Source organism: Nocardia sp. NPDC055321 (assembly GCF_053645575.1).
This window is the reverse complement of record NZ_JBSHMS010000023.1, coordinates 68,554-89,959: the sequence shown is the minus strand read 5'-3', so window position 1 is coordinate 89,959 and position 21,406 is coordinate 68,554. Positions and strand designations below refer to the sequence as shown.

The following is a 21,406-nucleotide window of genomic DNA, read 5'->3' as shown; positions in this document are numbered from 1 at the left end:
GGGTAGATCTACCGGCACACGAACCGATAGTGAAGGTGTGAAACTTGATTCGTCGACATGTCCGCACTCGGCTTGCAAGTCGCAGGCGCGGTGCCCGCACCGCCGCTTTCATGGCCGTGACGGCAGTACTCACCGGTCTGGTGACCGGTGTCGGCACCCCCACCGCCGCTGCTGATCCGATCATCGACAACAAGAAGTTGCTGGGCGATCCGGTCGCACCGGACGGGTCGAAGATCACCAAGGCGGAGATGAAGGACGGCCGCAACATCCGGCTGTACGTCTACTCCGCGGCCATGGACGCCACCTTCCCCGTCGACGTGCAGCGGCCCGCCGACACCTCCGAACCGCGCCCGACCCTCTACCTGCTCAACGGCGCGGGCGGCGGCCAGGACGACGCCTCCTGGGTGAAGAAGACCAACATCGTCAACGGCTTCCTCGCCGACAAGAACGTCAACGTCGTGCAGCCCATCGGCGGCAAGTGGTCCTACTACATGGACTGGCAGCAGGACGACCCGACGCTCGGCCGCAACAAGTGGAAGACGTTCTTCACCGAGGAACTGCCCCCGCTCGTCGACGGCGCCCTCGGCACCAACGGCGTGAACGCGATCGCCGGCATCTCCACCTCCGGCACCACCGTGCTCTCGCTGCCCGAGGCCAAGCCCGGCCTGTTCCGCGCCGCCGCCGCGTACAGCGGCTGCGCCCAGTTCGCCGATCCGGTCGGCCGCGAGTTCATGCGCCTGACCGTCGAGACCTGGGGCGGCGGCAAGCTGGAGAACATGTTCGGCCCCGAGAACTCCCCGGCGTGGGCCGAGAACGATCCGGTCATCAACGCCGAGAAGCTGCGCGGCACCGACCTGTACATCTCCACCGGCAACGGCCTGCCCGGCCAGTGGGACGGACTCAACGGCCCGTACACCCTGCCGGGCAGCTACGGCCTCGCCAACCAGCTGATCATCGGCGGCGTCATCGAGGCGGGCACCAACTACTGCACCGCGAACCTCAAGAACAAGCTGGATTCGCTGAACATCCCGGCCACGTACAACTTCCGCAGCAGCGGCACCCACTCGTGGGGCTACTGGAACGACGAGTTCATCGCCTCCTGGCCGGTACTCGCCCGCGGCCTCGGATTGTAAGTAGGCCTTCCCGCCTCCCCGAATATTCAGCGCCCGGCATGGGAGCCGTTGACTGATTCGCTCGCGTAGTGCGGTCCGGTGCGGCACCCGTTTCGGGCGTACCCGGGGAGTTACCCCGATCTCACGAGATCAGTTGTTGCTTTCGGCCGCTTCGCCCTTCGGGGCGGGGCGGCCGAACTCGTGCTGTGGGGGAGTCGGATGTGGGTCGTGAGCTTGCGGTCCTCGATCGACCCGCCAACTTTGTGGGGTCGACTCAAACAAAAGTTTGGTTGGCCTTAAAATCTCGGGGTGGAGACCGAGCAGGCCGCGCGCCGTAGGCAACCGCACCGCGTGCGTTCGGCCGCGGTGCTGCTCGGACCGGCGTTCGTCGCCGCCATCGCCTACGTCGACCCGGGCAACGTGGCCTCGAACATCAGCGCGGGAGCGCAGTTCGGGTACCTGCTGGTGTGGGTCATCGTCATGGCCAATGTCATGGCCGGGCTCGTGCAGTTCCTGTCGGCCAAACTCGGACTGGTCACCGGGCTGTCGCTGCCGGAAGCCGTGCGCGACAGGGCGAGCCGCCCGGTCCGGCTGGCCTACTGGGCGCAGGCCGAAACCGTCGCCATGGCAACCGATCTCGCCGAGGTCGTCGGCGGGGCCATCGCGCTGCATCTGCTGTTCGGCCTGCCGCCGCTGCTCGGCGGCCTGATCACCGGGCTGGTCTCGCTCGCCCTGCTCGCGGTGCAGAACCGGCGCGGGCAGCGGCCCTTCGAGCGCATCATCATCGGCATGCTGGCGGTCATCGCCGTCGGCTTCCTGGCGTCGGTGTTCATCTCGCCCCCTTCGGTTTCCGGCACCCTCGGCGGCCTCGTGCCGCGCTTCGACGGCACCGAGAGCGTGCTGCTGGCCGCCGCCATGATCGGCGCCACCGTCATGCCGCACGCGGTGTACCTGCACTCGGGGCTCGCCCGGGACCGGCACGGCACCCCCGAACCCGGTCCGGCGCGCGTCCGGCTGCTGCGCATCACCCGCTACGACGTCGGCCTGGCCATGCTGCTGGCGGGCACGGTGAACCTGGCCATGCTGCTCATGGCCGCGAGCACCCTGCGCGGGCGCGACGGCGTGGACTCCATCGAATCCGCGCACGCGGCGGTGCGCGAAACCCTCGGTCCCGCCGCCGGATTGCTGCTCGCGGTCGGTCTGCTCGCCTCGGGCCTGGCCTCCACCTCCGTCGGCGCCTACGCCGGCGCGATGATCATGCAGGGCCTGCTGCGCCGCCACATCCCGCTGCTGGTGCGCCGCGTCGTCACCCTGATCCCCGCCCTGGTCGTCCTGGCGCTCGGTGTCGACGCCACCCGGGCGCTGATCGTCTCGCAGGTGGTGCTGTCCTTCGGCATCCCGTTCGCGCTGATCCCGCTGGTGCGCTTCACCGCCGACCGCACCCTCATGGGCGACGACGTGAATCGCCGCCTCACCACCGCGCTGGCCTGGCTGGTGGCCGCCGTCATCTCGGCGCTGAACATCGCGCTGATCTACCTGACGATCACCGGAAACTAGGCCGGCGCAAGCGAAGTCGCTCGCTCCGTAGTGGGAGCGAGCGACTTCGTACATCGGGGTACCCGCGGCGCGGCCGAATCGCCCTGCCGCCGACGGCTACTGCGCGAAGACCGCCTTGCGCTTGCCGAGCATCGCCGTCGCGCCCTCGGCGAAATCGGGGGAGCGCAGCAGCTCCACCTGACCCTCGGCCTCCGCGGCCAGCGCCCCGTCCAGCGACGTGAGCGCCGCGCCGTTCAGCGCGCGCTTGGTGAGCTCGATGGCCCGGCGCGGCCCGTGCGCGAGCTTGTCCGCCGCCGCCTCGACCTTGGCGTCCAACTCGTCCGCGGACAGCACGCCCGTGACGAGCCCGTGCTCGAGCGCCTTGCTCACCGGCAGCCGCTCACCCAGCAGCGCCATCTCCGCGGCGAGCGGGCGACCGGCGGCGGCCGCGACCATGGCCGCCGCGCCGCCGTCGGGCATGAGCCCGATATTGATGAACGCCAGCAGCAGGTACGCGTCGTCCGAGGCGTAGGTCAGATCCGCCGCGAGCGCGAACGCCACCCCGACCCCCGCCGCCGCACCCCGTAGCCGCGCGATAACCGGAACGGGGGCGTCGACGATCGCCTTGATCATCCGATTCGCCGCGACCATGGTCATCTCCGGCGTGATGCCCCGCGCCGCCTCACCGGGACTGGCAGACAGATCCGCGCCCGTGCAGAAGTCGCCGCCCTCGCCGGTCAGTACGATCACCCGCACGGCCGGTTCCGCCGCCGCGGCCAGCACGGTTTCGCCGAGACCGACCATGGTGTCGTAGTCGATGGCATTCTTGCGCTTGGGATTGGTGATGGTGATGCGCAGCACCCGCCCGTCGAGCACGGCGGTGTAGCCCGGGGTCGTCGCGGCAATGCTCATCGGTACTCCTGCCCGCGTGCGGCGAATTAGCCCGCGCGATGTGTTCAGCTGTGCGAATTGTGGTTAACTTAGGGTGACTCGTCCGGCACTGTCAACAGCCGGTGCCGTACGGAAGGAGAAAGTGCATGGTCGCCGATCGCAGCGAGGTGGGCCTCGCCGATGCGCGACCGGCCGCCGAGCCCGGCCCCCGACGGCGACCCAAGAATCGCAAGGCGCAGATCGTGCGGGTGGCCGCGCGAGCCTTCGCTGAGCGGGGCTATCACCCCGTCGGAGTGGACGAGATCGCGGCCGAGGTCGGCATCTCCGGACCCGCGCTGTACCGGCACTTCCACAACAAGTACGCCATGCTGGTCGCCGCCGCCGAAATGGGCGCCCAGCAGTTGCTCGACGCCGCCAAGGCCGCCGACGACCCGACCCTCGAACCGGAACCGCGACTCACCGCGCTGTTCCGCGGCATCACCGAATACACCATCGACTGCCGTCGCGAGGGCGGGCTGTACCGCTGGGAACGCCGCTACCTCGAACGCGAGGACCGCGCGCGCATCCGCGTCATCTACACCGAACTGCACGCCACCATGGAAGCGGCCATCGCCGCGCTGTACCCCGACGCCGAGCCCGCCGACATCAGCCTGCGCGCGGCCGCCGTGCTCAGCGCGATCGGCAGCGTCACCGCACATCGCACGGCCCTGTCCAACACCCGCCTGGTCGGCCTGCTCAACGAGATCTGCTGGGACATCCTGCGCGCCGACCTGCCGCCGGTGCCGCCCATGCCCGCCGGCGACCCGATCGTGCGCGGGCTCCCCGTCATCTCCAAGCGCGAGCAGTTGCTGACCGAGGCCATCCGCATCTTCGGCCGCCAGGGCTATCACGAGGCCAGCATCGAGGAGATCGGCGCGGCCGCGGGCATCAACGCCTCCAGCGTGTACCGATACTTCGCCAGCAAGGCCGACCTGCTGGCCGCGGCTTTCCATCGCACCGGCGAGCGCGTGGCCATCGCCAACGCCGAGGCGCTCTCGGAGGCCACCAGCCGCTCCGACGCCGCCGTGCGCATCGCCGACCGCTTCGCCCGGATGACCTTCCACATGCCGGAGATCCTGCCGGTGTACTTCGCCGAATTCTCCAATCTGCCCGCCTCCGAACAGCATCGGCTGCGGTCGATCCAGCGGCAGAACGTCCTGGAATGGGCCAACCTGCTCGAGGGCGATCAGGTGGAGGCGCGATTCCGCGTGCACGCCGCCATCGGTCAGGTCGTCGACGTCGGCCGCCGCCTGCGCTTCGATCCGCGTCCCGCGCAACTGGCCCGGGTGGCGGCGCTGATGAGCGCGGTCCTGCTGGGCGCGGACGCCGCCAACCGGGCCGAGCCGGAGAACTAGCCGGCCCGGGTGCCGGGTCCGTCATCCGGACCGGGCGCCGGGCTCGTCACCGGCGTGCGCGCCGTAGCCCGGCACCGGCGCGAGCGCCCCGGCCCGTCAGACCCGATGCCGCATCCGGAACAGCGCCCGCGCCATGCGCAGTCGCTGTGGATGCCGGTCGAAGGTCCCCATATCCACCGGATCGCGCCGCCGCTTCTCCACAATCGCCTGCGGCCGGGCGAATTCGCGCAAGCGCGCGGTGTCCCGGATCCGGCCCGGTCCGTGCACCCCGTACGCCGGGGCGGCGTTGACCGTCACCAGTTCGGTGCGCAGACGCTCGGCGAACTCGGGCACACTGCGCAGATCCCGGGTGAAAACCGCTACGGGGAGCGATCTTTCGTGCCCGTTGACGCGCTCCACCGCCTCGTCCATGGTCGCCACCTTGTTCACGATGAGCACCGGGCCGGTGGCCTCACCGGTGGCGGCCAGGCTGACCTCCGGAACATCGGTCAGCACGATGGGTTCGATATAGGGCTCGCGAATCGACTCCAGACTGCCCACCACCGGACGGCCGCCCCGGGTGAGGGCGTCGCGCACCTGGCGGCGGACCACGTCGGACTGCGTGTCCAGCGTCATCGGCCCGTAGGAGGCGCGCCGGTCGGCGGCCGGGCGCAGCCGCCTGGCCTGCTCGGCCACCAGCTCCAGGAACGGTTCGTACACCGATTCCGCGACGTACACCCGGTGCACGCCCGCGGGTTGCTGCCCGGCGTTGGCCATGGACCCGTACACCGCCGCGGCCGCGGCGAGATCGAGCCGCGCGTCGACCTGCACGATCATCGCGCCGCGCCCGCCCGGCTCGATCACCAGGGGCGTGGCGCTCTGCGCGCACAGGGCGGTGACCTCACGGGCGCCCGCCGCCGATCCGGTGTAGGCGATCTTGTCCAGCCGCGCCCGGCAGAGGGCGGCGGCGGTGGAGCCGTCGCCGGTGACCACCTGCAGCACAGGCTGATTGGGGGACAGCCTGCTCCAGCTGTCGGCCAGCCACGCGCCGACGCCCGGGGTCAGCTCGCTGGGTTTGAAGACGACGGCGTTGCCGGCGGCCATGGCGCAGGCGATCGAATTCATCGGTGTGAGAACGGGATTGTGCCAGGGGCCGAGCACCCCGACCACGCCGAGCGGCCGGTAGCCGACCACGCCGGGTTCGGTGCGGCGGAACCACGACCGGGCGCGGGTGGGGCGGCCCAGCGTCTTCTCCGCATGGCGCGCAACCCAATCCAGATGCTCGACCGCCAGGGTCACCTCGATGGCGGCATCCATCCGGGGTTTGCCGGTCTCGGTGCTGATGAGCTCCACCAGATCCCGGGTGCCGCGCGCGATCACGCGTTTCCAGTCCAGCAGCCAGCGCCGCCGCCCCGCGAATCCCAGTGCCGCCCACCACTGTTCGGTGGTGCGAGCCGAGCGCACCGCGCGGGTCAGCTCACCGGCGCCCATGATGGCGAAATCACCGACGACCTCGCCGGTGCGTGGATCGTACGATGTCAGTACCTTCGGTCGGCCCGTTCCCGTGCGCACCGTGGCCCGCGGCGGATGGGATTCCGACCGCGGCTGCGCAGACTCGGCCATGGTCACCCTCTCGTGGCCAATGAAATTCTCCCCGTCCCGCCAGACTATGGGGCGGTGCGCGGACCCGACAAGGGACGAAAATTGGCACAAACCGCCCGGTCTGCGCCCGGAACAGCGGCTATTCGTAAACCCCCCGGTTTGTGACCAAGCACACGTTTGCCAGATAGCTGCTTCGGCAAAGAAACGTCCTCGAAACTGGTGCCCCGGTAACATCGCGCACGGTGGAGTGGATCATCCCGGATGGGATGTGGGGACCTGCCGAAACGGGGCGACAGAATTGCCCGCCTATGCCGATAGTGGAGAGTTGATGCCGAGCTTGGACAAACCGGATTCGCAGACCGCGGAAACGCACAGCATAGGGAGCGAACCGGCCGTTTTCGTCGAGGACGTCCGCAAGTCCTTCGGCGAGGTGCACGCGCTACAGGGCATCAGCTTCACCGCCGCCCGCGGTCAGGTCCTGGGCATTCTCGGCCCCAACGGCGCCGGCAAGACCACCACCGTCAAGGTTCTGTCCACCCTGCTGCGCCCCGACTCCGGCATCGCTCGCGTCGCCGGGCACGACGTCCGCAAAGATCCGGCAGCCGTGCGCCGCTCGATCATGATGACCGGCCAGTACGCGGCCCTGGACGAGAACCTGTCCGGCCGCGAGAACCTCGAACTCTTCGGTCGCCTGATGGGCCTGCCGCGCAAGGCCGCTCGACAGCGCGCCGACACCCTCCTCGAGGAATTCGACCTCACCGGCGCGGGCCGCCGCGCGGTCCGGCACTACTCCGGCGGCATGCGCCGCCGCGTAGACATCGCCTGCGGGCTCGTGGTCCGGCCCGAGGTCGTCTTCCTCGACGAACCCACCACCGGCCTGGACCCGCGCAGTCGCCAGGGCGTCTGGGATCTGGTCAACGCCCTCAAGACCCAGGGCATCACCGTCCTGCTGACCACGCAGTACCTCGAAGAGGCCGACGTGCTCAGCGACAACATCATCGTCATCGACAAGGGCACCGTCATCGCCGAGGGCACCGCCGACGCCCTCAAGGAGAAGACCGGCGGCAGCTACTGCGAGATCGTGCCGCTGGATCCGAGCGATCGCGCCAAGGCGCTCGACGCGCTGGGCGAACTGGTGCCCGACGCCGTGCGCACCGAGACCACCTCCGGCGACCGCATCTCCATCCCCGCGCCCGACGGCGCGGGCACGCTGTCCGACGCCCTGCGCAAGCTCGACGCGGCGGGCATCAAACTCGCCGACATCGGCCTGCGCCGGCCCTCGCTCGACGACGTGTTCCTTACCCTCACCGGACACGGCTCCGAGGCGCCGGCGTCGGAGGCCGCGGCTGTGGTGCCGAAGCCCGCCGCGGCGAAGCCGGTCGTGGAGAAGGCCGCCGCCGAAGTCAACACCACCGACGACGCGACCGCCGACGACACCGCCGCGGACAAGCCGGCGGAGAAAGCGGCCGCCGAGTGAGCGCCCCCGCCGCCGCGGCGGTCGGCACACAGCTCTTCTCCGGCATGCCGGAAGCCAGACCCAACAGCTTCGCGCAGTGGCGGGCGCTGACCGGACGCATCGTCTGGGTCATGGCCACCAAGGGCGAACTCGTCGTCGCGGTCTTCATCCCGCTGGTCTTCACCCTCGGCTTCTACCTGCCGCTGAAATTCATCATGTCGATCAAGGGCATCGACTACGCGCAGTACGTCATGCCGATCATCGTGCTGCAGACCATGTCCTTCACGATGATGTCGAACGCCCAGCTGGCGGCGTTCGAAGCCATGACCGGACTCAACACCCGCATGCAGACCATGCCCATCGGCAAGATGGTCCCGCTGCTGGCCCGGCTGTCCGCGGGCCTGGTGCGCTCGGTGGTCTCGCTCGCCGCGGCCCTGGGCTGGGGCTACCTCATCGGCTTCCGGTTCGTCGCGGGCTGGCAGCAGGCGCTGTGGTTCGTGCTGTTCTCCCTGGCCGTGGGCACCGTGCTGGCCATCGGCGCGGACGGGCTCGGGTCGCTGACCAAGAGCCCGGAATCGCTGAGCCAGGCCCTGACCCTGCCGACGCTCATCTTCGGCATGCTGTCCTGCGGCTTCGTTCCCGAGGCCGGATTCCCGGCGTGGATCCGGCCGTTCGTACGCAATCAGCCGATCTCGCAGTTCTCCTTCGCACTGCAGGACATGGCCGAGGGCGGGGTGACCTGGCAGGTGCTGTGGGTGCCGCTGGTGTGGTTGATCGGCGGCGCGGTGGTCTTCACGCCGCTGGCCGTGTGGGCGAGTGTGAGGCGATCATGAGTACTGTCATCGCGGCCGAACCGGCCACCGGCGCGCGCGCCGAAGCGGATTCGTGGGCCGGCCATCAGCCGCTGCCCGTCGTGCCCTCGCGCAACGAGAAGTCCCTGCGAATCTGGCTGGAACAGAGCCTCATCCAGTGCAAGCGGCTGCTCATCGGGTGGTCGCGCGATCCCGCGACCACCGTGCAGACCCTGCTCTACCCGGCGGCCACGCTGCTCATGTTCCGGGTGGTGCTCGGCGATTCGATCACCCAGGCCACCGGCATGCCCAGCATCTACGGCACCGTGCCGATGATCATGCTGGTGGCGGCGATGTCCGGCTCGGTGGTCTCGGCGCTCGGTTTCAAGGTGGAGAAGGCGACCGGCCTGCTCGGGCGGTTCCACACCATGCCGACGCACCGGGCCGCCGGATTGACCGGACGGCTGCTGGCCGAGGCGATCCGGGTGCTCGTCACCTCGATTTTCGTGCTGCTGGTCGGGCTGTGCCTGGGCTTCCGCTTCTGGTTCGGCCCCGCGGCATCGATCGCCATGCTGTTGATTCCGGTGTTGTTCGCCATCGGTTTCGCGGTGCTGGTGACGGCGCTGGCGACCATGTCCGAGGGCATCATGCTGGTGTCGATCATCGGCATCATCAGCAACCTGCTCATGTTCTTCAACTCCGGATTCGTGCCGACCTTCGCCTACCCGCAGTGGTTGCAGTCGACCGTGGAGAACCAGCCCATGAGTACCGCCATCGACGCCATGAAGGGCCTGGCCTTCGACGGCCCGATCGCCACCCCGCTGTTGAAGACGGTGGCGTGGTCGGTCGGCATGATCGTGGTGTTCGCCTACCCCGCGGTGCGCGGTTACCGGAAGGCCGCCGAGACCGGGGCGTGAAAATTCGTCCTGCATGCGAGCTTTGGGTGTGTCGCCGAGTCAGGAACCGGGTGTGTCGTGGGTCACGCTAGGCTGAGTCCATGTCTTACCTGGTTACCGGGGCAACCGGGTTCATCGGCCGCTTCCTGATTCCCGAACTCCTCGAACGCGGCGAGCCCGTCCACGTGCTCGTGCGCCCCGGCGAGGACTCGGTGCTGCGGTTCAACCGCTGCCTGCGCGCCTGGGACGCCGAGGGCCGGGTTCGTCCCGTGCGCGGCGACCTCGGCGCGCCGGGGCTCGGGGTCGATCCGGGCTGGGTCGCCGCGCACCGGGGTTCGATAACGCACGTCATCCACCTCGCCGGCGGCCACGACGCCACCGGCGACGGGGGCGGCACCCGCCGCGTCGCCGAACTCGCCGCGACCCTGGAAGCGGGCCGGCTGCACCATGTGTCGACCGTGCACGTGGCGGGCGGCTGGAACGGCACCTTCACCGAGGACATGCTCGACGTGGGGCAGCAGCTCGGCACGCCGTATCAGCGCGCCATGCTCGCCGCCGAACAGGCCGTCCGCGAGCAGGATTCGGTGCCGTGGCGGATCTACCGGCCCTCCATCGTCATCGGGCACTCCCGCACCGGCGAGATCGATCGCATCGAGGGGCCGTACTACTTCTTCCGGCTGCTGCGCATGGCCGCCCAACTGCCGCGCATCCTGCCGGTGGTCGCGCCCAAGCTCGGCGACACCAACATGGTCCCCGTCGACTTCGTGGCCCGCGCCCTGGCCCACATCGCGCACACCCCGGGCGGGGACGGGCAGACCTATCACCTGGCCGATCCTCGCGAACAGAGCGTCGCCGACGTCTTCAATCTCTTCGCCGACGAGGCCGGGGCGCCGCACCTGGTCGAGGTCATGCCCAAGCAGACCCTCGACATGACGCTCAAGGTGCCCGGCATGGGCTGGATGCTCAAACAGGTCGGCGTGCCCAACGACGTCATCGAGCACAGCGAGTTCGCCTGCCGCTTCGACACCGCGCGCACCGGGGCCGCCCTGGCGGGCAGCGACATCAAGGTGCCGCCACTGGCGGGGTACGCGCCGGTGATCTGGAAGTACTGGATCGAGAACTGGGTCTGACGTTCCGCGCTCCCGAGGCCCGGGATCGTGCGCCGGAATCAGGGCGTGGCGCTGGTCTCGCTCTCGTGCGCGTCCGGGAACTCCAGGGGGTCCGGGCGGCCGAAATCCCAGCCGACCCAGCGATTGCGATTCGTCCAGCCGACCAGGTCGTAGCGCCAGCGGAACGGCCAGGTGCGCGCGACCGTCATGAACAGGCCGCCGCCGAGCGCGGCGTAGTCGTCGTGCGCGGACAGCAGCGCCCGCTGCTGGCGCGGTGATCCGGTGAAGAAGGCGTCGAACATGGCGATCGCCTGCGCCTCGGTGAGCCGGCCCAGGCCGTAGACCCCGCGCATGCGCATCCAGTACACCAGTCGCGCCTGCCAGGGCCACAGCGCCTGCACCGGGTCCGTGCCCCGCTGCACCGCCGCGACGGCGGTGTCCACGAGCGCCAGCGAATCGGCCACGCAGTAGCCGGTGATGGGGTGCATCATGCCGCCCCGCGACCCGTACGGAATCACCTGTCCGAGGCCGGTTTTCGGCGGCGGGGTGTCGAGCGGATAGTGCGCGGCCTCGCTGGGCTCGTCGCCGCGTAGTCGAATATCGTGCGCGGCAAGGCGATTCAGGGTGCGCCGGCGCAACTCGTGCTGCGGCATGCCGCCGCGCAGGCCGAGGCTGGTCTCCTCGAAGATGACGGTGCCGTCGCCCAGCGGCACCGAGTACAGGAAGCTCGGCGGCTCGCCGGGGCCGGCGCCGTTCTCCGGCCGCCAGTCCAGCAGCAGGCCCTCGCCGGCCTTGACCATGGGCGCGGCGATGTCCTCGTCCACGAAAATGCCGTGCGCGCTGGCGGTTCGGCGCTTGGCGGGGGAGGGCATGCCGCGGGTGTCGAACACCGTGGCCGCCCGGACCTCGGTGCCGTCGGCCAGTTCCACGCGATGCGCCTGCACCACCCGGGCGCGCCCGGCGATCACGGTGGCGTCGTCGAGCGCGAGCGCCTCGTGCAGGCCCGCCTTGGACAGCACGGCGTACGGCCGGTCGATGCGGTGCGCGCTCTGCGTCCACACCACCGGCGCCTCGATCCGGCTGGCGATCACGGTGCGCGGCAACCACTCCGGCAGTTCGTCGACCCAGCACGAGTAGGTGGGCGGGAAGAGCCGGTCCGGCCGGGGATCGATCGCGACCACGCGCAAGCCGGCCCGCATCGCGCGATGCGCCAGCGCCCGCCCCGTGGGCCCGAGCCCCACCACGCACACGTCGGCGGCTGCGCCGACCTTCCGGCCACTCATACCCGCATTCAAACAGCCTGGTCCCCGGGCCGCCAGCACCCGGGCGACCTCGCACCCCCGGGGTCGCGAACCGGACGGTTCCGGCGAATCGGCCGTCTCGGTTCGGCACACCGCTCTCAACTGCGCGGACGGCGGCCGAAAAGATGTTTGAAACTGGTCGGTTTGATTGCAAGCAATCTTCGAGTTACCGACAGGGTTCGGGGACTACTTCGGCGTCACCCACGTGGTGATGTCCGCGTGCACCACCTCGAGCCCCGAGAGGTCGTAGATCGAGACCGGGACCACCAGGTTCTGCCCCTCGGTGATCGTGGCGAAGTCGGGGATCTCCGGGAGCTTCGCGACCGCGTGCAGGCTCGAGTTCGCTTTGGCCAGGTACTGCACGTTCATCGCCTTCGGGATCCAGCGATGCGTGCCGGGGACCGTCGCCTCGGACAGCATGCCCATGGCCACCTCGGCGAGGTTGCAGGCGGCGATCGCGTGAAAGGTGCTCAGGTGGTTGTGGATACCGAACCACTTGGGGGCGCTGACCTCGCACAGGCCCGGTTCCAGGCGGGTGACGGTCGGCAGGATCGTGCCGAAATAGGGGACCCGCGCGACCATGCCGAGGGAGAACAGGGTGTGGCCGAGCCGGTTGTCCGGCAGTTTCTTCCAGCCGCGGTAGGTGGCGGTCTCTTGTGTCATGCCGCTATCTTACTCAAAAGTAAGTTGTCCGGAACCCCTCGGGCGCGCCCGGGAAGCGATTGCCTATAGGTTGGATTCGCCCCCGAACGTGGTGGCTGTGACCAGCGCCATCGTCATCTCGCACGGATGTGGGGGGCGATTTGAAGTCCCCCCGGGGCGTGGGGCATACTGTTCAGGTTGCCCGCACCGGGTGGCGTCTGTTTTCTGGATAGACGCTGGTGGTGGCGGGTGAGAAGGACCAATCTCGTACTCCGCCGATATGGCTGGAGTGCGTCCGGGACAGGATTCCGAGGCTCGAGGATTACTTCGGGGCCGGAGAATGAGCGGATGGGCGACACGCCCGACCGCGTGGACCGGATAGAACCATGACAGATGAACAGCGGCGATGGATCGGGCCCGAGGGGCTTGGTCGTGTGGTGGCTGATGCGTCTTCGTGTGTTCGGACTGTGCAAATGAGGGTGTTTCGGGAGCGAAAGCTCCTGGGGCACAAACGTTAAGCGGAGAAAAGGACACTCAGCGTGGCGGGACAGAAGATCCGCATCAGGCTCAAGGCCTACGACCATGAGGCGATCGACGCGTCTGCGCGCAAGATCGTCGAGACGGTGACCCGTACCGGTGCCCGTGTCGTCGGCCCGGTGCCGTTGCCCACCGAAAAGAACGTGTACTGCGTCATCCGTTCGCCGCACAAGTACAAGGACTCGCGCGAGCACTTCGAGATGCGTACTCACAAGCGGCTGATTGACATCCTCGACCCCACGCCGAAGACGGTCGACGCTCTCATGCGTATCGACCTCCCGGCCAGTGTCGACGTCAACATTCAGTGACGGGGATTCCAGATATGACTGACAACAAGAGCAGGCCGGCTGCCGGCATCCTGGGAACCAAGCTCGGTATGACCCAGGTCTTCGACGAGAAGAACCGCGTTGTTCCGGTGACCGTCGTCAAGGCCGGTCCGAACGTGGTGACCCAGATCCGCACCGCCGAGCGTGATGGCTACGCCGCCATCCAGATCGCCTACGGCGCCATCGACCCGCGCAAGGTGAACAAGCCGGTTTCCGGCCAGTTCGCCAAGGCCGGTGTCACCCCTCGCCGCCACATCACGGAGATCCGCGTCGCCGACGTGGCTTCCTTCGAGGTCGGCCAGGAGATCGGTGCCGAGTCCTTCGCCGAGGGCAGCTACGTCGACGTGACGGGCACCTCCAAGGGCAAGGGCTTCGCCGGCACCATGAAGCGTCACGGCTTCGCGGGCCAGGGCGCCTCGCACGGCGCGCAGGCCGTGCACCGTCGTCCGGGTTCCATCGGTGGTTGCTCCACCCCGGGTCGCGTGTTCAAGGGCATGCGCATGTCCGGCCGGATGGGTAGCGACCGCGTGACCACGCAGAACCTCACGGTCCACAAGGTGGATGCCGAGAACGGTCTGCTGCTGATCAAGGGTGCGATCCCGGGCCGTCGCGGCCACGTCGTGATCGTCAAGAGTGCAGTGAAGGGTGGTGCCCGGGCATGAGCACCGAGACCAAGACCAACCTGACGCTCCCGGTCAAGGCCGTTGGCGGCAAGACCGAGGGCACCGTCGAGCTCCCCGCGGAGATCTTCGACGTGACCGCCAACATCGCGCTGATGCACCAGGTCGTCGTGGCCCAGCTGGCCGCGGCTCGCCAGGGCACGCACGCCACCAAGACCCGCGGCGAGGTCCGCGGCGGTGGGCGTAAGCCGTACCGCCAGAAGGGCACCGGCCGCGCCCGTCAGGGCTCGACCCGTGCGCCGCAGTTCGCCGGCGGTGGCACCGTCCACGGCCCGCAGCCGCGCGATTACACCCAGCGCCTGCCCAAGAAGATGAAGGTTGCCGCACTGCGTGGCGCCCTGTCGGACCGGGCCCGCAACGAGCGCATCCAGGTCATCACCGAACTGGTTGCCGGGCAGGCCCCGTCGACCAAGACCGCCAAGACCTTCCTTGCCGAGCTCTCGAGCCGCAAGCAGATCCTGGTCGTCATCGGTCGTGAAGATGTCGCCGCGTGGAAGAGCGTTGCGAACCTGCAGAACGTGCACCCGATCGCTCCCGATCAGCTGAACACTTACGACGTGCTGAAGGCCGATGAGGTCATCTTCTCCGTCGAGGCGCTCAACGCCTTCGTGCACGGCCCTGCCGAAGCTGCACAGGAGGAGAGCAAGTGACCACGATCGCCGACCCCCGCGACATTCTGCTGGCGCCGGTCATCTCCGAGAAGTCCTACGGACTGATCGAAGAGGGTACCTACACCTTCATCGTGCACCCGGACTCCAACAAGACGCAGATCAAGATCGCCGTCGAGAAGGTTTTCGGCGTGAAGGTGACCAGCGTCAACACCGCCAACCGTCAGGGCAAGCGCAAGCGGACCCGTGCCGGTTACGGCAAGCGCAAGAACACCAAGCGCGCGCTCGTGACCCTCTCGGCCGACAGCAAGCCCATCGAGATCTTCGGGGGCCCGGTCGCGTAAGCGCCTGGGAATCCAGAAAGTAGAGAAGACTCATGGCAATCCGTAAATACAAGCCGACAACCCCGGGTCGTCGTGGCTCCTCGGTGTCCGATTTCGCCGAGATCACCCGCTCGACCCCCGAGAAGTCGCTGCTGCGTCCGCTGCACAAGACCGGTGGCCGTAACGCGCAGGGCCGCATCACCACCCGCCACAAGGGTGGTGGCCACAAGCGTGCCTACCGCGTCATCGACTTCCGTCGCCTCGACAAGGACGGCATCCCGGCCAAGGTCGCTCACATCGAGTACGACCCCAACCGCACCGCCAACATCGCGCTGCTGCACTTCGCGGACGGCGAGAAGCGCTACATCATCGCGCCCAAGGGCATTGCCCAGGGCACGCCGATCGAGTCCGGCGCCGGCGCGGACATCAAGCCCGGCAACAACCTGCCGCTGCGCTCGATCCCGACCGGTACCACCATCCACGCGGTCGAACTGCGTCCGGGTGGCGGCGCCAAGCTGGCCCGCTCGGCCGGCATGAGCATCCAGCTGCTGGGTAAGGAAGGCGCCTACGCCGTCCTGCGTATGCCCTCCGGCGAGATCCGTCGCGTCGATGTGCGCTGCCGCGCCACCATCGGCGAGGTCGGCAACGCCGAGCAGTCGAACATCAACTGGGGCAAGGCTGGCCGCATGCGGTGGAAGGGCGTTCGCCCGACCGTCCGTGGTGTGGTCATGAACCCGGTCGACCACCCGCACGGTGGTGGTGAGGGTAAGACCTCCGGTGGTCGCCACCCGGTCTCCCCGTGGGGCAAGCCCGAGGGCCGCACCCGCAAGCCCAACCGTCCGAGCGACAAGCTCATCGTCCGCCGCCGCGGCAAGAAGCGTTAAGGAGGAGGTTAGAAATGCCACGCAGCCTGAAGAAGGGCCCGTTCGTCGACGATCACCTCCTCAAGAAGGTGGACGTTCAGAACGAGAAGGGCACGAAGCAGGTCATCAAGACCTGGTCGCGTCGTTCCACCATCATCCCCGATTTCATCGGGCACACGTTCTCGGTGCACGACGGCCGCAAGCACGTGCCGGTGTTCGTGTCGGACAACATGGTTGGACACAAGCTCGGTGAATTTGCGCCGACCAGGACGTTCAAGAGCCACGTCAAGGACGATCGGAAGAGCAAGCGGCGATGAGCACTGAAACTCAGAATCAGACCGCGCGCGCTACCGCCAAGCACGTGCGCGTGACGCCCATGAAGGCCCGTCGTGTTGTGGACCTGGTCCGCGGCAAGAGCGTTGCGGACGCGCTGAACATCCTGCGGTTCGCCCCGCAGGCCGCCAGCGAGCCGGTCGCCAAGGTCGTGGCTTCGGCCGCCGCCAACGCGACCAACAACCTCGGCCTGAACCCGGCCACCCTGGTCATCTCGACGGCTTTCGTCGACGAGGGCGCGACCATGAAGCGTTTCCAGCCGCGGGCCCAGGGCCGTGCGTTCCGGATCCGCAAGCGCACCAGCCACATCACCATCGAGGTCGAGAGCGTGCCCACCGTCGGCGCTGCCACTCGTAGCCGCCGGAACGGAGGGGAGAAGTAAATGGGACAGAAGATCAATCCCCACGGCTTCCGCCTCGGCATCACCACCGACTGGAAGTCGCGCTGGTACGCCGACAAGCAGTACAAGGAATACGTCGGAGAAGACGTCAAGATCCGCAAGCTTCTTGCCACAGGCATGGAGCGCGCGGGCATCTCGAAGGTCGAGATCGAGCGCACCCGTGATCGCGTCCGTGTGGATATCCACACCGCGCGTCCGGGCATCGTGATCGGCCGTCGTGGCGCCGAGGCCGACCGCATCCGTGCCGAGCTGGAGAAGCTCACCGGCAAGCAGGTGCAGCTGAACATCCTCGAGGTCAAGAACCCCGAGTCCGATGCGCAGCTCGTCGCCCAGGGTGTGGCCGAGCAGCTGTCGAACCGTGTGGCGTTCCGTCGCGCGATGCGCAAGGCCATCCAGTCGGCCATGCGTTCGCCGAACGTCAAGGGCATCCGCGTGCAGTGCTCGGGCCGCCTCGGTGGCGCCGAAATGTCGCGCTCGGAGTTCTACCGCGAAGGCCGTGTGCCGCTGCACACCCTCCGCGCGGACATCGACTACGGCCTGTACGAGGCCCGCACCACCTTCGGCCGCATCGGCGTGAAGGTGTGGATCTACAAGGGCGACATCGTCGGTGGCAAGCGTGAGGTCACCGCGACCGCCGCGCCGGCCGGCGACCGTGATCGTCCGCGTCGTGAGCGGCCGAGCCGCCCGCGTCGCTCGGGTGCCCAGGGCACGACCGCGACCAGCACTGAGGCCGGACGCGCCGCGACTGCGGTCGCGGATGCTCCGGCAGAGACGACCCAGGAGGGCTGACCTATGTTGATGCCTCGCAAGGTCAAGCACCGTAAGCAGCATCACCCCAGCCGTTCGGGCATGTCCAAGGGCGGCACCTCGGTTGCGTTCGGTGAGTACGGCATCCAGGCTCTGGAGCCCGCTTACGTGACCAACCGTCAGATCGAGTCGGCGCGTATCGCGATGACCCGCCACATCAAGCGTGGCGGCAAGATCTGGATCAACATCTACCCCGATCGCCCGCTCACCAAGAAGCCGGCCGAAACCCGCATGGGTTCCGGTAAGGGTTCGCCGGAGTGGTGGATCGCGAACGTGAAGCCCGGTCGGGTCATGTTCGAGATGTCCTACCCGAATGAGGAGACCGCTCGTGAGGCCCTGCGCCGCGCGATGCACAAGCTCCCCATGAAGTGCCGCATCGTGACGCGAGAGGAGCAGTTCTGATGGCTACCGGAACTCCGGCTGCAGAGCTGCGCGAGCTGACCGAAGAGGAGCTCGTCGCGAAGCTGCGCGAAAGCAAGGAAGAGCTGTTCAACCTGCGCTTCCAGATGGCGACGGGCCAGTTGCAGAACAACCGTCGTCTGCGTGTGGTCCGTCACGAGATCGCGCGTATCTACACGGTCATGCGTGAGCGCGAGCTCGGCCTGGCCACCGGTCCTGAAGGCAAGGGAGACGCCGCATGAGCGACGTAAAGGGCCCGGCCAAGACGCCGGCCAAGGCGGAGGAGCGGGGCCAGCGCAAGACGCGCATCGGCTACGTCGTCTCCGACAAGATGACCAAGACCATCGTGGTCGAGCTCGAGGATCGCGTGAAGCACAAGCTTTACGGCAAGATCATCCGCTCCACCTCGAAGGTGAAGGCGCACGACGAGAACGAGATCGCCGGCATCGGTGACCGCGTGCAGCTGATGGAGACCCGTCCGCTGTCCGCCACCAAGCGCTGGCGTCTGGTCGAGGTGCTGGAGAAGGCCAAGTAAGGTCGGCTTCACTCTCGGCGACAGTCGAAGTACGAAGGCCCGCTTCCCGTTTGGGAGGCGGGCCTTCGTCGTTTCCGGGTCTCGGTCAGAAGCTGCCCATGTCGGCCGACAGCCAGTGTTCGGGGGTCATGTACACGGCCACCTGCTCGCCGTGCGATTCCGCGAACTTCAGGTACTCCTCGACGGCGGCGGGCGGCAGATAGCGCGCGGCCATCTCCCGATGCTGTTCGGGCGTCATCTCGGTGACCTTGGTGATGGGTCCCTCGACGGTCACGTAGCGGACGGTGGGTTCCACGACCTGCACCATGAGGCTGAAGCGCCCCGCGGATTCCAGGGCGCGCATCTTGCGGGATTCGGGTCCGGTGAGGATCCAGAGATCGCCGCCGGGGGTGTACTGGTACCAGATGGGCAGGTTGAGTGGCGCCCGCCCGGGCTTCTCGGTGACGGCGAGCGCGCCGATGAGCGGCTGCGCGAGGAATTCCTGTCGATCTGCAATCGTCAGTGCCATGGGTCCCACAGTACTGAGAACGGGTGCGGATTCGGCCCGTCAGCGGGCCGGGGTGTGCAGGGCCTCCACCGTGCGGACCAGGGGAGCGAGTTCGGGGGAGAGGGCGGCCTCGTCGAGGGCCGCGCGCAGGGCGGCGTCGTTCGTCGGGCGGGCCTGTTCCAGGAGGGCGCGGCCGGTGTCGGTGACGTTGGTGTAGATGCCGCGGCGATCGTGGGGGCACAGGTAGCGGGCGAGCAGGCCGCGGTCCTCGAGCCGGGTGACCAGTCGGGTCGTGGCGCTCTGGGAGAGCACGACCGCGTCGGCGACCTGTTTCATCTGCAGCATGCCGCCGTCGCCGGTGTGCTGGCGGGAGAGCACGTCGAGCAGGGAGTACTCGCGCACGCTCAGTCGGTGCCCGGCCTGCAGGGCCCGCTCGATATGGGCCTCGATGCGGCCGTGCAGCAGCGAGAGCGCGCACCAGCCCTGGGCGAGTGCGGTCATGGCGGGATCCGTGGCGGTCATGGCGTTTCCTCTGTTCGGAGCGGCGCTCACCAGGATAGACGATTTTCGAGATTGCCCGCGCTTGCATATATCGCGCGTGTGCAACTATTGTGTGTGCAATAACAAGCTCATGCAATCGTCTGGAAGGTGTTCCCATGCCGCTCGCGCTGCTGGCTCTCGCAATCGGAGCCTTCGGAATCGGCACCACCGAATTCGTCATCATGGGCCTGCTGCCCGAGGTCGCGGGGGACTTCGGGGTCTCCATCCCCACCGCGGGCTGGCTGGTCACCGGGTACGCGCTGGGCGTCATGGCCGGCGCGCCCGTCATGACCGCCCTCGGCACCCGCGTCTCGCGCAAGCGCATGCTGATGATCCTCATGGGCCTGTTCGTCGCGGGGAACCTGATCTCGGCGATCGCGCCGGTCTTCGGCGTGATGCTCGCCGGCCGCGTGGTCGCCTCGCTCGCGCACGGCGCGTTCTTCGGCATCGGCGCGGTGGTCGCCGCCGAACTCGTCGCCCCGGACAAGAAGGCCGGGGCCATCGCCATGATGTTCACCGGCTTGACCGTCGCCAACGTGGTGGGCGTGCCGCTGGGCACGATCGTCGGCCAAACCCTGGGCTGGCGCGTCACTTTCGTGATCGTGGCGCTGCTCGGCGTGGTGGGGCTGGCGGGCATCGCCAAGCTGGTGCCCGAGCAGCCGGTCCGCGAGCGGGTGCTCCTGCGTCGGGAACTGGCCGCCTTCAAGAACATTCAGGTGTTGCTGGCCAACGCCATGACGGTGCTCGGCTTCGGCGCGGTCTTCGCGGCCATCACCTACATCGCCCCGATGATGACCGAGATCGGCGGTTTCGCGGACACCTCGGTGCCCTGGCTGCTGGTCCTGCTCGGCCTGGGCATGGTGGTCGGCAACCTGGTGGGCGGCAAGTACGCCGACCGCCACCTGATGCCGATGCTCTACATCTCCCTCGGCGCCCTGACCCTCACCCTGGCCCTGTTCACCGTGACCGCGCACAGCAAGCCCCTGGCGGCGATCTCGGTATTCCTCATCGGCGCACTGGGTTTCGCCTCGGTACCGTCCCTGCAGAAGCGCGTACTGGACCACGCCCAGGCGGCCCCCACCCTCGCCTCCGCGGTGAACATCGGCGCCTTCAACCTCGGCAACGCCCTGGCCGCCTGGCTCGGCGGCCTGACGATCGCCGCGGGCCTGGGCTACACCGCCCCCAATTGGGTGGGCGCGGCCCTGGCGGCCTCCGCCCTGTCCCTGGCGGTCCTGGCCGCGAGCCTCGAACGCCGCTCCGCCGCAACCGTTTCCGCGACGACCACCGACGATCGAGTCCTCGTCCACTCCTGATCGCGGCGAAGGCCATTGGCGCGGAGGGCTGTACGCCTTCCGCGCCTCGGCCGCGATGCGGCCTTGTCAGCTTTTCTTGCCGGGGGTGCCGAAGCGATTCTTCGCGGGCCTGTTCGTCGCCGCGCGGCGCTCGGCTTCCTTGTTCTTCACGCGCTCGGCCTCGGCCTGCACGGTGCGCAGGTTCTCGCGCTCGCGCAGCAGCCACTCGGGGGACTCGGCGATCAGGGCGTCGATCTCGGCGGTCGTGAGCGCGTCGGCGACGCCCGCCCGGCTCAGGCCGGAGTTGGAGATGCCGAGTTTGCGGGCCGTCACGTCGCGGGGGAAGGGGCCGGTGGCGCGCAGGTCGGTCAGCCACTGCGGCGGGTTGGCGCGCAGCTCCTCGAGTTCGCCGCGGGTGATGGGTGAGTTCCGGAACTCCTCGGGCGTGGCGGGGAGGTAGACGCCGAGCTTGTCGGCCGCGGTCAGCGGCTTCATGGTCTGGTTGTTCTTGTCCGGGCTCACTGATCAAGGGTATCGGGGGCCGGTGGGCACCTGTGCACAGGGCGG

The 21,406-nt window shown here is 68.4% G+C and carries 26 protein-coding genes; 19 read left to right on the top strand and 7 right to left on the bottom strand.

All coding sequences use genetic code 11. The features are described 5' to 3' along the window. Nucleotides 1-110: 110 nt before the first annotated feature. Together ACWIGI_RS31400 and ACWIGI_RS31395 are read left to right on the top strand one after the other, a co-directional pair. Nucleotides 111-1,133 (top strand): alpha/beta hydrolase, encoded by a 1,023-nt coding sequence (locus ACWIGI_RS31400; RefSeq protein ID WP_454206426.1) that lies wholly within the window; start codon nucleotides 111-113, stop codon nucleotides 1,131-1,133. Between the two features lie 288 nt (nucleotides 1,134-1,421). After that, the gene (locus tag ACWIGI_RS31395; RefSeq protein WP_454206425.1) at nucleotides 1,422-2,669 is read left to right on the top strand and encodes an Nramp family divalent metal transporter; all 1,248 of its coding nucleotides are present in this window, start codon (nucleotides 1,422-1,424) and stop codon (nucleotides 2,667-2,669) included. Between the two features lie 96 nt (nucleotides 2,670-2,765). On the opposite strand, the gene ACWIGI_RS31390 is transcribed toward ACWIGI_RS31395, so the two are convergent. After that, complete coding sequence (locus ACWIGI_RS31390; protein ID WP_454206423.1) at nucleotides 2,766-3,560, bottom strand: enoyl-CoA hydratase-related protein; 795 nt, start codon at nucleotides 3,558-3,560, stop codon at nucleotides 2,766-2,768. Between the two features lie 125 nt (nucleotides 3,561-3,685). On the opposite strand from ACWIGI_RS31390, the gene ACWIGI_RS31385 reads away from it, so the two are divergent. Next, nucleotides 3,686-4,933, top strand: a complete 1,248-nt coding sequence (locus tag ACWIGI_RS31385) for a TetR/AcrR family transcriptional regulator (protein WP_454206421.1) — start codon at nucleotides 3,686-3,688, stop codon at nucleotides 4,931-4,933. A 96-nt stretch (nucleotides 4,934-5,029) separates the two neighbouring features. Here the strand turns inward: ACWIGI_RS31385 and ACWIGI_RS31380 are convergent, their stop codons facing one another. Further along, nucleotides 5,030-6,535, bottom strand: coding sequence for an aldehyde dehydrogenase family protein (locus ACWIGI_RS31380; protein ID WP_454206419.1), 1,506 nt, complete (start codon nucleotides 6,533-6,535; stop codon nucleotides 5,030-5,032). Between the two features lie 307 nt (nucleotides 6,536-6,842). Here ACWIGI_RS31380 and ACWIGI_RS31375 point away from each other — a divergent pair, with 307 nt between their 5' ends. From ACWIGI_RS31375 to ACWIGI_RS31360, 4 genes are all read left to right on the top strand, one after another. Continuing rightward, nucleotides 6,843-7,991, top strand: coding sequence for an ATP-binding cassette domain-containing protein (locus tag ACWIGI_RS31375; protein WP_454206417.1), 1,149 nt, complete (start codon nucleotides 6,843-6,845; stop codon nucleotides 7,989-7,991). A gap of 44 nt (nucleotides 7,992-8,035) precedes the next feature. Further along, nucleotides 8,036-8,803, top strand: coding sequence for an ABC transporter permease (locus ACWIGI_RS31370; RefSeq protein ID WP_454206441.1), 768 nt, complete (start codon nucleotides 8,036-8,038; stop codon nucleotides 8,801-8,803). After that, nucleotides 8,800-9,678 (top strand): ABC transporter permease, encoded by an 879-nt coding sequence (locus ACWIGI_RS31365; RefSeq protein ID WP_454206415.1) that lies wholly within the window; start codon nucleotides 8,800-8,802, stop codon nucleotides 9,676-9,678. Before ACWIGI_RS31370 ends, ACWIGI_RS31365 begins: the two co-directional genes overlap by 4 nt. An 80-nt stretch (nucleotides 9,679-9,758) precedes the next feature. Further along, nucleotides 9,759-10,787 carry an SDR family oxidoreductase gene (locus tag ACWIGI_RS31360; RefSeq protein ID WP_454206413.1) on the top strand — a complete coding sequence of 343 codons (1,029 nt, stop codon included), beginning with the start codon at nucleotides 9,759-9,761 and terminating at the stop codon, nucleotides 10,785-10,787. Nucleotides 10,788-10,825: 38 nt separating this feature from the next. On the opposite strand, the gene ACWIGI_RS31355 is transcribed toward ACWIGI_RS31360, so the two are convergent. Both ACWIGI_RS31355 and ACWIGI_RS31350 read right to left on the bottom strand, forming a co-directional pair. After that, a complete protein-coding gene (locus tag ACWIGI_RS31355) occupies nucleotides 10,826-12,049 on the bottom strand; it encodes a lycopene cyclase family protein (RefSeq protein WP_454206412.1) in 1,224 nt (407 codons plus the stop codon). Between the two features lie 204 nt (nucleotides 12,050-12,253). Beyond that, entirely contained in the window at nucleotides 12,254-12,730 is a 477-nt protein-coding gene (locus ACWIGI_RS31350) for a hotdog fold domain-containing protein (RefSeq protein ID WP_454206410.1), read from the bottom strand. A gap of 518 nt (nucleotides 12,731-13,248) precedes the next feature. Here ACWIGI_RS31350 and rpsJ point away from each other — a divergent pair. Genes rpsJ through rpsQ form a run of 11 tightly spaced genes read left to right on the top strand, consistent with a single transcriptional unit; the run spans nucleotide 13,249 to nucleotide 18,520 of the window. Next, entirely contained in the window at nucleotides 13,249-13,554 is a 306-nt protein-coding gene (gene rpsJ / locus ACWIGI_RS31345) for a 30S ribosomal protein S10 (protein ID WP_003938093.1), read from the top strand. Between the two features lie 14 nt (nucleotides 13,555-13,568). Beyond that, the gene (gene rplC / locus ACWIGI_RS31340; RefSeq protein WP_454206408.1) at nucleotides 13,569-14,234 is read left to right on the top strand and encodes a 50S ribosomal protein L3; all 666 of its coding nucleotides are present in this window, start codon (nucleotides 13,569-13,571) and stop codon (nucleotides 14,232-14,234) included. Beyond that, nucleotides 14,231-14,902: a 50S ribosomal protein L4 gene (gene rplD, locus ACWIGI_RS31335; RefSeq protein WP_354986658.1), complete on the top strand. Its 672-nt coding sequence runs from the start codon at nucleotides 14,231-14,233 to the stop codon at nucleotides 14,900-14,902. Before rplC ends, rplD begins: the two co-directional genes overlap by 4 nt. Continuing rightward, nucleotides 14,899-15,204, top strand: coding sequence for a 50S ribosomal protein L23 (gene rplW, locus ACWIGI_RS31330; RefSeq protein WP_354986657.1), 306 nt, complete (start codon nucleotides 14,899-14,901; stop codon nucleotides 15,202-15,204). The genes rplD and rplW overlap by 4 nt, the downstream gene beginning before the upstream one ends. A gap of 32 nt (nucleotides 15,205-15,236) precedes the next feature. Continuing rightward, the gene (rplB, locus tag ACWIGI_RS31325) at nucleotides 15,237-16,067 is read left to right on the top strand and encodes a 50S ribosomal protein L2 (RefSeq protein ID WP_454206406.1); all 831 of its coding nucleotides are present in this window, start codon (nucleotides 15,237-15,239) and stop codon (nucleotides 16,065-16,067) included. Nucleotides 16,068-16,081: 14 nt separating this feature from the next. Then, nucleotides 16,082-16,363, top strand: a complete 282-nt coding sequence (rpsS, locus tag ACWIGI_RS31320; protein ID WP_327143669.1) for a 30S ribosomal protein S19 — start codon at nucleotides 16,082-16,084, stop codon at nucleotides 16,361-16,363. After that, a complete protein-coding gene (rplV, locus tag ACWIGI_RS31315) occupies nucleotides 16,360-16,761 on the top strand; it encodes a 50S ribosomal protein L22 (protein WP_354986655.1) in 402 nt (133 codons plus the stop codon). Before rpsS ends, rplV begins: the two co-directional genes overlap by 4 nt. Continuing rightward, nucleotides 16,762-17,568 (top strand): 30S ribosomal protein S3, encoded by an 807-nt coding sequence (gene rpsC, locus ACWIGI_RS31310; RefSeq protein WP_454206404.1) that lies wholly within the window; start codon nucleotides 16,762-16,764, stop codon nucleotides 17,566-17,568. Nucleotides 17,569-17,571: 3 nt separating this feature from the next. Further along, nucleotides 17,572-17,988 carry a 50S ribosomal protein L16 gene (gene rplP / locus ACWIGI_RS31305; RefSeq protein ID WP_330183462.1) on the top strand — a complete coding sequence of 139 codons (417 nt, stop codon included), beginning with the start codon at nucleotides 17,572-17,574 and terminating at the stop codon, nucleotides 17,986-17,988. Continuing rightward, a complete protein-coding gene (gene rpmC / locus ACWIGI_RS31300) occupies nucleotides 17,988-18,227 on the top strand; it encodes a 50S ribosomal protein L29 (RefSeq protein WP_354986652.1) in 240 nt (79 codons plus the stop codon). The genes rplP and rpmC overlap by 1 nt, the downstream gene beginning before the upstream one ends. Next, a complete protein-coding gene (rpsQ, locus tag ACWIGI_RS31295) occupies nucleotides 18,224-18,520 on the top strand; it encodes a 30S ribosomal protein S17 (protein ID WP_454206402.1) in 297 nt (98 codons plus the stop codon). Before rpmC ends, rpsQ begins: the two co-directional genes overlap by 4 nt. A gap of 85 nt (nucleotides 18,521-18,605) precedes the next feature. Here rpsQ and ACWIGI_RS31290 read toward each other — a convergent pair whose 3' ends face one another. Further along, a complete protein-coding gene (locus tag ACWIGI_RS31290) occupies nucleotides 18,606-19,028 on the bottom strand; it encodes a pyridoxamine 5'-phosphate oxidase family protein (RefSeq protein ID WP_454206400.1) in 423 nt (140 codons plus the stop codon). A 39-nt stretch (nucleotides 19,029-19,067) separates the two neighbouring features. Then, nucleotides 19,068-19,529, bottom strand: coding sequence for a MarR family winged helix-turn-helix transcriptional regulator (locus tag ACWIGI_RS31285; RefSeq protein WP_454206398.1), 462 nt, complete (start codon nucleotides 19,527-19,529; stop codon nucleotides 19,068-19,070). Nucleotides 19,530-19,663: 134 nt separating this feature from the next. Between ACWIGI_RS31285 and ACWIGI_RS31280 the strand changes: the two genes are divergently transcribed. Next, on the top strand, nucleotides 19,664-20,860 hold the full coding sequence (locus ACWIGI_RS31280; protein ID WP_454206396.1) for an MFS transporter: 1,197 nt from the start codon (nucleotides 19,664-19,666) through the stop codon (nucleotides 20,858-20,860). 66 nt (nucleotides 20,861-20,926) lie between these two features. On the opposite strand, the gene ACWIGI_RS31275 is transcribed toward ACWIGI_RS31280, so the two are convergent. Further along, entirely contained in the window at nucleotides 20,927-21,361 is a 435-nt protein-coding gene (locus ACWIGI_RS31275; RefSeq protein ID WP_454206394.1) for a DUF5997 family protein, read from the bottom strand. Nucleotides 21,362-21,406: the final 45 nt, after the last annotated feature.

Bases quoted from the DNA above. Each gene is read 5' to 3' on its own strand.
- ACWIGI_RS31350 (WP_454206410.1), bottom strand. From the start codon at position 12,730: ATGACACAAGAGACCGCCACCTACCGCGGCTGGAAGAAACTGCCGGAC.
- ACWIGI_RS31370 (WP_454206441.1), top strand. From the start codon at position 8,036: ATGCCGGAAGCCAGACCCAACAGCTTCGCGCAGTGGCGGGCGCTGACC.
- rpsC (WP_454206404.1), top strand. From the start codon at position 16,762: ATGGGACAGAAGATCAATCCCCACGGCTTCCGCCTCGGCATCACCACC.
- ACWIGI_RS31280 (WP_454206396.1), top strand. From the start codon at position 19,664: ATGCCGCTCGCGCTGCTGGCTCTCGCAATCGGAGCCTTCGGAATCGGC.
- ACWIGI_RS31380 (WP_454206419.1), bottom strand. From the start codon at position 6,535: ATGGCCGAGTCTGCGCAGCCGCGGTCGGAATCCCATCCGCCGCGGGCC.
- ACWIGI_RS31290 (WP_454206400.1), bottom strand. From the start codon at position 19,028: ATGGCACTGACGATTGCAGATCGACAGGAATTCCTCGCGCAGCCGCTC.
- ACWIGI_RS31355 (WP_454206412.1), bottom strand. From the start codon at position 12,049: ATGAGTGGCCGGAAGGTCGGCGCAGCCGCCGACGTGTGCGTGGTGGGG.
- rpsS (WP_327143669.1), top strand. From the start codon at position 16,082: ATGCCACGCAGCCTGAAGAAGGGCCCGTTCGTCGACGATCACCTCCTC.
- rpmC (WP_354986652.1), top strand. From the start codon at position 17,988: ATGGCTACCGGAACTCCGGCTGCAGAGCTGCGCGAGCTGACCGAAGAG.
- ACWIGI_RS31365 (WP_454206415.1), top strand. From the start codon at position 8,800: ATGAGTACTGTCATCGCGGCCGAACCGGCCACCGGCGCGCGCGCCGAA.
- rplC (WP_454206408.1), top strand. From the start codon at position 13,569: ATGACTGACAACAAGAGCAGGCCGGCTGCCGGCATCCTGGGAACCAAG.
- ACWIGI_RS31385 (WP_454206421.1), top strand. From the start codon at position 3,686: ATGGTCGCCGATCGCAGCGAGGTGGGCCTCGCCGATGCGCGACCGGCC.
- ACWIGI_RS31285 (WP_454206398.1), bottom strand. From the start codon at position 19,529: ATGACCGCCACGGATCCCGCCATGACCGCACTCGCCCAGGGCTGGTGC.
- ACWIGI_RS31400 (WP_454206426.1), top strand. From the start codon at position 111: ATGGCCGTGACGGCAGTACTCACCGGTCTGGTGACCGGTGTCGGCACC.
- rplD (WP_354986658.1), top strand. From the start codon at position 14,231: ATGAGCACCGAGACCAAGACCAACCTGACGCTCCCGGTCAAGGCCGTT.
- rpsQ (WP_454206402.1), top strand. From the start codon at position 18,224: ATGAGCGACGTAAAGGGCCCGGCCAAGACGCCGGCCAAGGCGGAGGAG.
- rplV (WP_354986655.1), top strand. From the start codon at position 16,360: ATGAGCACTGAAACTCAGAATCAGACCGCGCGCGCTACCGCCAAGCAC.
- ACWIGI_RS31375 (WP_454206417.1), top strand. From the start codon at position 6,843: ATGCCGAGCTTGGACAAACCGGATTCGCAGACCGCGGAAACGCACAGC.
- ACWIGI_RS31390 (WP_454206423.1), bottom strand. From the start codon at position 3,560: ATGAGCATTGCCGCGACGACCCCGGGCTACACCGCCGTGCTCGACGGG.
- ACWIGI_RS31360 (WP_454206413.1), top strand. From the start codon at position 9,759: ATGTCTTACCTGGTTACCGGGGCAACCGGGTTCATCGGCCGCTTCCTG.
- rplB (WP_454206406.1), top strand. From the start codon at position 15,237: ATGGCAATCCGTAAATACAAGCCGACAACCCCGGGTCGTCGTGGCTCC.
- rplP (WP_330183462.1), top strand. From the start codon at position 17,572: ATGTTGATGCCTCGCAAGGTCAAGCACCGTAAGCAGCATCACCCCAGC.